Origin of the sequence: Streptomyces marokkonensis, from assembly GCF_008312835.1 — a bacterium.
Lineage (GTDB): Bacteria > Actinomycetota > Actinomycetes > Streptomycetales > Streptomycetaceae > Streptomyces > Streptomyces marokkonensis_A.
This window is the reverse complement of record NZ_VSKS01000044.1, coordinates 1-10,577: the sequence shown is the minus strand read 5'-3', so window position 1 is coordinate 10,577 and position 10,577 is coordinate 1. Positions and strand designations below refer to the sequence as shown.

The 10,577-nt window shown below is 75.1% G+C and carries 4 protein-coding genes and 1 pseudogene; all 5 read left to right on the top strand.

Features of this window, described 5'->3' with window-relative positions; all coding sequences use genetic code 11:
- Nucleotides 1-507, top strand: a pseudogene (locus tag F1615_RS35245) (dehypoxanthine futalosine cyclase); the annotation flags it as partial.
- Nucleotides 508-622: 115 nt separating this feature from the next.
- The gene (locus F1615_RS35240; protein ID WP_149553110.1) at nucleotides 623-1,612 is read left to right on the top strand and encodes an ATP-binding cassette domain-containing protein; all 990 of its coding nucleotides are present in this window, start codon (nucleotides 623-625) and stop codon (nucleotides 1,610-1,612) included.
- Nucleotides 1,612-2,463: an ABC transporter permease gene (locus F1615_RS35235; RefSeq protein WP_149553109.1), complete on the top strand. Its 852-nt coding sequence runs from the start codon at nucleotides 1,612-1,614 to the stop codon at nucleotides 2,461-2,463. Before F1615_RS35240 ends, F1615_RS35235 begins: the two co-directional genes overlap by 1 nt.
- Before the next feature lie 10 nt (nucleotides 2,464-2,473).
- Nucleotides 2,474-6,547, top strand: coding sequence for an AMP-binding protein (locus F1615_RS35230; RefSeq protein WP_244328976.1), 4,074 nt, complete (start codon nucleotides 2,474-2,476; stop codon nucleotides 6,545-6,547).
- Between the two features lie 273 nt (nucleotides 6,548-6,820).
- Nucleotides 6,821-10,577 (top strand): beta-ketoacyl synthase N-terminal-like domain-containing protein (locus tag F1615_RS35225; protein WP_244328975.1); only part of this gene is annotated, 3,757 nt, incomplete at its 3' end.

Here is a 10,577-nt window from a genome sequence, read left to right as displayed (position 1 = left end):
CGGATCGAGCACCTGCGGATGATCCGGGACGTGCAGGACCGCACGGGCGGGTTCCGCGCGTTCATCCCGTACACCTACCAGCCGGAGAACAACCACCTGAAGGGCCGCACGCAGGCCACGCTCTTCGAGTACCTGCGGATGATCGCGATCGCCCGGCTGTTCCTGGACAACGTGGCGCACATCCAGGGGTCCTGGCTGACCACCGGCAAGGAGGTCGGGCAGCTCTCCCTGCACTACGGCGCGGACGACCTCGGCTCGATCATGCTGGAGGAGAACGTCGTCTCCTCCGCCGGCGCGAAGCACCGCTCCAACCTCGTCGAGCTGCTCACCCTGATCCGGGCGTCGGGACGGGTCCCGGCGCAGCGCTCGACGACGTACGAGCACCTCGCCGTGCACGACGACCCGGCGGACGACCCCGTCGACGAGCGGATCGTCTCGCACGTGTCCTCCACGGCCATCGCGGGCGGCACCGCCCACCCCGAGCTGAAGCTGATCGCCACCACCTGAGCGCCGGGCGGGTGTCCGGGACGCGCGCGTTGTCCGGCGTCCCGGACACCCGCCCGCGCGGTTCACCCCGGCGCACAGCCATCCCCCACCCCTGCACACGAGGACGGAGAACCCCATGGCGGGCGCCATCCACGCCACGGGTCTGGTGAAGACCTTCGGCGAGGTCCGGGCCGTGGACGGAGTAGACCTGGACGTGCCGGAAGGCGGCGTGCTCGGACTGCTCGGCCCCAACGGAGCGGGCAAGACCACGACCGTCCGGCTGCTGACGACCCTGCTGCGGCCCGACGCGGGCACCGCCAGCGTCGCGGGTCACGACGTGGTCCGCGAGCCGGACCGGGTCCGGCTGTCGATCGGGCTCTCGGGCCAGTTCGCGGCCGTCGACGACCGGCTGACCGGCCGGGAGAACCTCCGCATGATCGGCGAACTGTACGGGCTGCGCTCCCGGGCCGCCCGGCAGCGGGCGGACGAGCTGCTGCACCGGTTCGACCTCACCTCGGCCGGCGACCGCGTGTCGAGCACCTACTCCGGCGGCATGCGGCGACGGCTGGACCTGGCCGGGGCCCTCGTCGTGCGGCCCTCGGTGATGTTCCTCGACGAGCCGTCGGTCGGGCTGGACCCGACCAGCCGGCTGATGCTGTGGGACACCATCGAGGACCTGGTGGCCCAGGGCACCACGCTGCTGCTGACCACCCAGTACCTGGAGGAGGCCGACCGCCTCGCCCGGGACCTCGCCGTGGTCGACCGGGGACGCATCATCGCGCGGGGCACACCGCGCGAGCTGAAGGCGCAGGCGGGCGGGCAGCGCATCGAGGTGGTCGTGTCCTGGCCCGAGCAACTCGACGCCGCCGCGGACCTGCTGGCCCGTTTCGGCAGTCGCGCCCCGGACGTGGACCGGCCGCGCGGCACGGTCTCCGTACCCGTGAACGGCGGGGTGCGGCTGCTCACGGAGGTCATCGCCGCACTCGCCGACAAGGGCATCGCGCTCACCGACATCGGACTGCGCCGCCCCACGCTGGACGAGGTCTTCCTGGCCCTGACCGAGGACACCCCGCGGGACAACGGGCGCGCGGCGGTCGGCGCCGGCGCGCCGAGCGAGAAGGAGTGATGAACGTGTCGGCAGCGGCACCGCCCGTACCCGAACTCAGGCCGGGCACGGCCGCCAAGTCCCTGCGCGACGTGCTGGTCGTGACGCGGCGCAACGTGATCCGGTCGGTGCGCATCCCCGAGGTGCTCATCCTCAGTCTGGTGCAGCCCGTCGTCTTCGTGCTGCTCTTCGCGTACCTGTTCGCCGGTTCCTTCAGTCTGCCCGGGGCCGAGGGCGCAGCCGCCTACCGCGAGTACATGATGCCGGGGTTCTTCGCGCAGACCATCGCCTTCGCCACCGCCAGCAACAGCAGCGTCAGCATGGCCAATGACGTGCAGAGCGGCATGGTGGACCGGTTCCGCTCGCTGCCGATGGCGCGGGGCGCGCTGCTCACCGGCCGCACCGTCGCGGATCTCGTGCAGAACGTCATCGTGGTGGCCGTCATGGTGCTGTGCGCTCTGCTGGTCGGCTGGCGCATCCACCACGGACTGCCGCGCGCCCTGGCGGGGTTCGCGCTGCTGCTGCTCATGGGGTACGCGCTGTCGTGGGTGGGTGTGGTGATCGGCCTGTCGGTCCGCGCCCCGGAGGCGGCCGCCACCAGCAACTTCCTGTGGCTGTTCCCGCTGACGTTCCTGTCGAACGCCTTCGTGGCGCCCTCGACGCTGCCGACGGTGCTGCGCTGGGCCGCGGAGTGGAACCCCCTGAGCGCGACCGTGCAGGCGGCACGCGAGCTGTTCGGCAACCCGGGGCTCACCGCGACGGGCTCCTGGCCCGCCGAGCACCCCGTGCTGGTGTCGGTGGCCTGGTCGCTGCTGATCGCCGTGGTGGGCAGGACGCTGGCGGTGCGCCGCTACGCCTCGGCCGGGTCCTGAGGAGGGACTCGTGACCGCGGACGCCACGTTCCGGGCGGAGTTGATGCGCCCGCTGCACGAACTGCTCGCCGGGCACGCGTCGCGCCGGCCCGACCGGATCGCCTTCAAGGACGCCCGTCGCGCGGTCACCTGGGCCGAGCTGGACCGGCGTACCGCCCGGGTGGCCGGCCATCTCGTGGAGCTGGGGCTCGCGCGCGGCGCGTCGGCGGTGATCCACCTGGCGAACCGGGTGGAGGCCGTGGAGAGTTACCTCGCCGTCGCCCGGGCCGCCGCCGTCGGGGTGCCGCTCGACCCGGGGTCGACCGACGCGGAGCTGGCCCACCTGCTGGACGACTGCGCCGCCCGGCTGGTCATCACCGGCGCGGCGCAGCTGCCCCAGGTGCGCCGGGTGCTCGCGGACCGGCCGGGGACCTCGGTGGTCCTCGTCGGGCAGGAGGGCGAGCCGGGGTTCGCGGAGGCGGCCGGCCTCGCGGAGGGCGCCGGCGAGGAGCTGCCGCGCTGGGAGGACCTGGCGTCGTCGTGGTCGCTGCGCCATCCGCCCCGCGACGACCTGGGCCTCGACGAGCCGGCCTGGCTGCTCTACACGTCGGGTACGACCGGGCGCCCCAGGGGAGTGGTGTCCACGCAGCGGACGTCGCTGTGGGCGACCGCCGCCTGCAACGCGCCGCTGCTGGGGCTGTCCGCGCGGGACCGGGTCGTCTGGCCGATGTCGCTGTTCCACGCGGTGGCGCACAACGTGTGCGTGCTCGGCGCCGTGGCGGTCGGTGCCACGGTCTGCCTCACGGACGGTCCGGCCGCCGACGAGGTGCTGCGCCGGGCCGCGGAGGAGGACGCGACCTTCCTGGTGGGCGTGCCGACGATGTACCACCGGATGGTGGAGCTCGCGCGCTCCGCCCCGGTCGCGGTTCCGCGGCTGCGGGTGTGCATGGTGGTGGGCTCGTCCTGCCCGCAGTCCCTGCACGAGGCGTTCCGCTCCGCGTTCGGCCTCGCCCTGCTGGACAGCTACGGCTCGACGGAGACGGGCGGCGCGATCACCACGAACCTGCCTCGGGGCCCGTACGTGCCCGGTTCGTGCGGTGTGCCGCTGCCCGGGCTGACGCTGCGGCTCACGGACCCGCGCACCGGCGAGGAGGTGCGGCGGGGTGCCGAAGGCGAGGTGTGGGTGTCCGGTCCGGCGCTGATGCTGGGCTATCACCGGCAGCCGGAGGAGACCGCGCGGGTGCTCTCCGGTGGCTGGTACCGCACCGGTGACCTGGCCCGCCAGGACGCGGACGGATACGTGACGATCACCGGCCGGCTCAAGGAGCTGATCATCCGGGGCGGGGAGAACATCCACCCGCGCGAGGTGGAGCGGGTCCTCGTCCGTGTGCCCGGCGTCGCGGACGCGGCCGTCGCGGGCGTCCCCCACGAGACGCTCGGCGAGGTCCCCGTCGCCTATGTGGTGCCGGGGGCCGGCGGCGTGGACGTGGAGGCGGTGCTGAGCGCCTGCCGTCGGCGGCTGTCCGCGTACAAGCTCCCGGAGGAGATCCACGAGGTCGCCGAGGTGCCCCGCAACCCGGCCGGGAAGATCGCCCGGAAGCTGCTGGCGGGGCTGCCGACGCGACCGCTGTGGCGACGGCCCCGGCAGGGGACGGAGCCGGCGTCCCGCTCCTCCGCCGCCGTCGGTCTGGGGCTGGACGACGCGGGCCATCCGCTGCTGTCGGCAGTGGTCGAACTGCCCGGGTGTGACGAACTGGTGTGCACGGGCCGGGTCACCGCGGACGGGTGCGACCCGACCGTGCTGCGACGCGCGGACGGCAGAGCGGTGTTCGCCGGAGCGGCACTGCTGGATCTGGTGCTGCACGCGGCGGGCCGCGCCGGCTGCGCCCGGGTACGGGACCTGGTGGCCGACGAGCCGCTGGTGCTGCCGCGCCACGGCGGTGTGCAGCTCCGGGTGACGGTCGGCGCGCCGGAGGCCGACGGGGCCAGGCGGGTGACGGTGCACGGGCGGCGGGACGCCCACGGTGCCGCACGCCGCCCGTGGATCCGGCACGCCACGGCGACGGTGGCACCGGCCCCGGCAGCGGAACCCGGTGCCGGCCCGTCCGTGTGGCCGCCGCCGGGCGCCCGCCGGGTCACCGGGGACCGCGCCGCCGGGCGGCCGGACGCCGCACGGACGCCCCGCGCCGTGTGGCGGCGCGGCGACGAGGTCTTCGTCGAGGTGGAGCTGCCCGACTGGGTGACGGCCCCGGACCGTCACGCGCTCCACCCGGCGCTGCCGGACGCGGCCCTGACGGCGGCGCTGCACGTGGCCCGGGAGGCGGCACCGGCCGGTGCCGGACCCGTGGCGGCGGTGCGCTGGCGGGACGTGACCCTGCACGCCACCGGCGCGTCCGTGCTGCGGGCGCGGCTGCGGGAGACGGCGGACGGCCGCTGGGAGCTGGAGGCGGCCGACGGCGCCGGGGACCCGGTGCTGAGCGCGCGTTCGGTGGCCTGCGCGCCGCTGCGGGGCGAGGACGTACGAGCCGCGTCGGCGGCCCAGCAGGACGCCCTGTTCGAGGACTCCTGGCGCCCGTACGAGCTGCCGGGGCCGACGGTCCGCCCACGCCGGTGGGCCGTGGCAGGGCCGGACGCGCACGGGCTGCGCGAGGCACTGATGTCGGCGGGCCGCCCCAGCGAGGGGCATCCCGACCTGCCGGCGCTGCTGCGCGCGGTCGGGGAGGGCGCGCCCGTCCCGGACGTCGTGGTCGTCTCCCCGGCTCCGCGGAGCGACACTGACCCGGCGGGCGCGGTGCGTGCCGCGGTCGGTGAGGCCCTCACGTGGGTACGGCACTTCGCCGACCCGCGGCTGGCGCGGGCACGGCTGGTCGTCGTGACCCGGAACGCGGTCGTCACGGACGGCGAGCCCACGCCGGACGTGGGTGCGGCGGCCGTCCGGGGTCTGGTCGGCGCCGCGCAGGACCGGGCGCCGGGACGCTTCGTCCTCCTCGACACCGACGCGGGGAAGCGTTCCTGGCGTCGCGTCGAGGACGCCGTGGCCTGCGGCGAACCGCGACTGGCCCTGCGCGACGGCAGGGCCCTCGTGCCGCGCGCGGCACGCGTCCCGGCCGGTCCCCCGGCCGCACCCACCGGGCGTACGGCCCTGTTCGCGGGTGCCGAGGCGGAGGGGGCGGCCGAGGCACTCCTCGCCCGCAACGGTGACGGCACCGGGCCGGCGGCGCCCGGGCCGCTCCTGACGGGCCCGTTCGCGAAGAACGCCGCCGACCGGCTCGCGCCGGCCGCCGGGACGGCCGAGCTGCTGCGCTGGGACCCGGTGGACCCGGCCGGGACGGTGCGGGCGCTGCTCGACGGCGCTCCCCGCACGGTGCTGTTCACCGCGGCCGTGCTCGCCGACGGCCCCACGACGGACCCACGGGCCGACGTGGAGGCCGCGCTGCGTCCGGTGGTCGACCCGGCACTGGAGCTGGTGCGGTCGGCACCGGGACGCGGCATCGCCTCCGTCGTGTTCGCCACGCCCGCGCCCGGCGTGGCCGGCCTCGCGGACGCGGCCGTGGCCGCGGTGTTCGACGTGTGGGCCCGCACCCTGCGGCAGGCGGGTGTGCCGGCGGTGTCCCTGCGCGGCCCCGTGGGGGCCGCGGACGAGGCGGCGGACCTGTTCGCCGCCGCCGTCGCCACGGGGCGGACGGCGCTCACCGCGCAGCGGCCGGACCTGTCCGTGCCGCGCACCACGGGACCGCTCACCGCTACGGCCGCGCTGCTGCGGGACACGGCGGGCGGGGCCGTACGGCGAACCGCGCGTGACGCGGCCGCCGATCCGGGCGGGCTGCGCCGCCGGCTGACGGCGCTGACCGCCGCCGAGCAGGAGGCGGCCCTGCTCCATCTGGTGCGGGACCGGTTCGCGTCGGCGCTCGGGTTCGCCACGGCCGGGCAGATCCCCGAGGAGGCGCGGACCCGCGACCTCGGGTTCGACTCGCTGACCGCGCTGACCGCGCGCAACGCGCTGGAGTCGGCGACCGGCCTCTCCCTGCCCCCGTCGGTCGTCTTCGACTTCCCGACACCCGCGGGACTGGTCCGCCACCTCAGGAAGGAACTGCTCGCCGGCTGAGGAGGCCGACGGGTCACGACGGGCGGTGCGTGCCCCGCCGTCCGTCGTGGTGCCCGGGCGTGAACAGGTGTCCGTCAGGCCCGCGACAAGCGGGCTCGGGGAGCGTTCCGGCCGGTCACCGGGCACGCCGGTTCTAGAGAAAGACCTAACCGGACCGCGCCCATACTGGCCGCGTGGGCGGGGGAAGGGAGTTCCCCGCCGTTCGCGTGCCCGGCGGCCCGGACCGCCCGAGTCGTGCGTCTCCGTTGCCCAGGTGATTGGAAGTCGAGCGTCGTGACTGAGAAGCCCCGTGTTGCGCTGGTCCGGCCGCTGCATGAGATCCTCGCGGACCACGCCCGGACCCGTCCGGACGCGCGGGCCTTCCAGGACGGCCGCCGTTCCGTCACCTACGGCGCCCTCGAGCGGCGCACGCGGTTCCTGGCCGGCCACCTCGTGGCGCGCGGAGTGGGCCGCGGCGACCGTGTCCTGCTGCGCATGGGCAACCGGGTCGAGATGGTGGAGAGTTACCTCGCCGTCGCGCGGGCGGGAGCCGTCGGCGTACCGGTCGACCCGAAGTCCTCCGACGCCGAACTCACCCATCACCTCACCGACAGCGGAGCCCGCACGGTGATCACCGGCGTGGCGCAACTGCCCCAGGTGGAGCGGACGCTGAGGGGTGACTCCCTCGACGGTGGACTGATCGTCGTCGGCGCCGACGGGCCCGTGCCCGGCGCCACCGGCTTCGAGCACCTCGCCCTCACCCCGCCGGCCAGCGACGCGCGGGACGACCTCGGCCTCGACGAGACGGCCTGGATCCTCTACACCTCCGGCACCACCGGGCGCCCCAAGGGCGTGGTGTCGACCCAGCGCAAGTCCCTGTGGGCCACCGCCGCCTGCACCGCGACGATCCTCGGCCTGTCGGCGGACGACCGGGTGGTGTGGCCCATGCCGCTCTACCACGCCGCCTCGCACAACATCGGCGTCCTCGCCACGCTGGCCGTCGGGGCGTCCGCCTACGTCCTGGAGGGCTCGGCCCCGGACGAGATCATCGAGACCGTCCGCAGCGAGCGGGCCTCCTTCCTGGTCAACTCGCCCAGCACGTACCGCCGCATGGTGGAGCTGGCGCGTGAGGACGGGGTCGAACTGCCCGGACTGCGGGTGTGCATGGCGGCCGGTTCCGTCTGCCCGCCCGAGCTGCACGAGGACTTCGAGGCCACCTTCGGCATCCGTCTCGTGGACAGTTACGGCAGCAGCGAGACCGGAGGCGCCATCACCACCCAGGCGCCGGCCGGGGCGCGCGTCCCGGGTTCGTGCGGAACTCCGCTGCCCGGCCTGACGCTCCGCCTGACGGATCCCCGCACCGGCGAGGAGGTGGCGGCGGGTCAGGAGGGCGAGATCTGGGTGGACAGCCCGGCCACCATGATCGGCTACCACAACGACCCGGACGCCACGCGGGCCGTCCTCGTGGACGGCTGGTACCGCACCGGCGATCTCGGCCGCCTGGACCCGGCGGGCCGACTCACCATCACGGGGCGGACCAAGGAGCTCATCATCCGGGGCGGCGAGAACATCCACCCCGCCGAGGTGGAGCGGGTGCTCACCGGGGTGCCCGGCGTGGCCGAGGCGGCCGTGGCGGGCAAGTCCCACGACGTACTCGGTGAGGTGCCCGTCGCCTACCTGGTGCCGGGGCCGGACGGCCCCGACGGCATCGACGCCGGACGGCTCCTGGAGACGTGCCGCCGGGAACTCTCCTACTTCAAGGTGCCCGACGAGTTCCACGTCGTCGACGCCATCCCCCGGACGTCGAGCGGCAAGACCGCCCGCCGGCGCCTGGCCGACCTGCCCAGCACCCTCCTCCTCGTCAACCCGGCGGTGACCGTGCGCCCCGCCGCCGACGGCGCGGACGGCACCGGCACGGTCCCCGCCGTGTCCCCGGCAGCCGACGGCACCGGCCTCTCCGCTGCCCGGCACGGGCTGCTCACCCTGGTGCGTTCCGTGATCGCCGACGTCCTCGGTCTGCCGTCCGCCCAGGACGTGACCGCCGACCGGCCCCTGCACGAGCTCGGCTTCGGCTCCCTGGCGGCGGTGGCCCTGCGCGACCGTCTGTCCGCCGCCACCGGCCACCGCCTGACGGCCGCCGTGGCCTACGACCACCCGACTCCGCAGGCCCTCGCGCGGTATCTCGACGGGCTGGCCCGGGGCGCCTCCGGCGCCGGAGAGGCGGTACCGGCGGCCGTGGCGGCGGAGCCGGAGGAGCCCATCGCCGTCGTGGCGTTGGGCTGCCGCCTGCCGGGCGGCACCCGGACGCCGGAGGAGTTCTGGACACTGCTCATGGCGGAGACCGACGCGGTCGGCCCGCTCCCCGAGGACCGCGGCTGGGACCTCGACCGCCTGCTGGACGCCGAAGGGGAGGGCGGCGGCACGTCGTTCGCCCGCCAGGGCGCCTTCCTCGACGGGGCCGGGACCTTCGACGCCGCGTTCTTCGGGATATCGCCGCGCGAGGCGCTGGCGATGGATCCGCAGCAGCGGCTGCTCCTGGAGACCGCGTGGGAGACCTTCGAGCGGGCCGGCATCGACCCCGCCACCCTGAAGGGCAGCCGGACGGGCGTCTTCGCCGGTGTGATGCACGGAGGCTACGGCCCCGGTCTCTACGACCGTTCCCCGCGCGACCTGGAGGGCTACCTCGGCAACGGCGCCGCGGTCAGCGTCGCCTCCGGCCGCATCTCCTACGCGCTGGGTCTGCAGGGTCCGGCGATCACGGTCGACACGGCGTGTTCGTCGTCGCTGGTGGCGATCCATCTGGCGGCGCAGTCGCTGCGGAACGGGGAGTGCTCCCTCGCCCTCGCCGGCGGCGCCACCGTCATGTCGACGCCCGGTGCGCTGGTCGAGTTCAGCCGGCAGGGCGCTCTCTCCGCCGACGGGCGGTGTCGTGCGTTCGCGGACGGGGCGAACGGCACGGGCTTCGCCGAGGGCGTGGGCCTGGTGCTGCTGGAGCGCCTGTCGGACGCGCGGAGACTGGGGCACCCGGTGCTGGCGGTGGTGCGCGGGTCGGCGGTCAACCAGGACGGCGCGTCGAACGGACTGACCGCGCCCAACGGCCCCGCGCAGCAGCGGGTGATCCGGGCGGCGCTGGCCCAGGCCGGAGTGTCACCCGCCGAGGTCGACGTGGTCGAGGCGCACGGCACGGGCACCTCCCTGGGCGACCCGATCGAGGCGCAGGCGCTGCTGGCGACGTACGGGCAGGGGCGGACGCCGGGTGAGCCGGTCCTGCTGGGGTCGGTGAAGTCGAACATCGGACACACCCAGGCCGCCGCCGGCGTGGCCGGCGTGATCAAGATGGTGCTCGCCATGCGGCACGGAACGGTGCCGCGCACACTGCACGTCGACCGGCCCTCGACACACGTGGACTGGGACGCGGGTGATGTCCGGCTGGTGACCGAGACCCAGCCCTGGCCGGACACGGCGGCACCCCGCCGCGCCGGCGTCTCCTCCTTCGGTGCCAGTGGGACCAACGCGCACCTCGTGCTGGAGGAGGCACCGCCCCTCGAACAGGAGGCTCAAGAGGCCATCGTCAGCGACGACTCGTTGCTGCCCCTGCTGGTGTCGGGGCGGGACAAGGGTGCCGTGCGTGCGTCGCTGCAGCGTGTGGCGGAGTTCATGCAACGGCATCCGGACGTGCCGGTGGGTGGACTGGCCCGGATGCTGGCCGGTTCCCGGTCCGTGTTCGAACACCGCGCCGCGGTCATCACCGGCGCCGACCGTGACGCCCTGGTGGAACGACTGCACGCACCCGACGACGCGCACGGCGTGATCTGGGGGGAGGGCCGGCCCGTGGGCGATCCCGTATGGGTCTTCCCCGGACAGGGCGCCCAATGGACCGGAATGGCCGTAGGACTGCTCGGGCAACACGGGGCTTTCGCGGAGCGGCTGAGGGAGTGTGCGCGGGCTCTCGAGCCGTTCGTGGACTGGGACCTGCTGGGAGTGCTCCGGGGCGAGCCGGGACAGCCGGGCCTGGACCGGGTCGACGTGGTACAGCCCGCCCTGTGGGCCG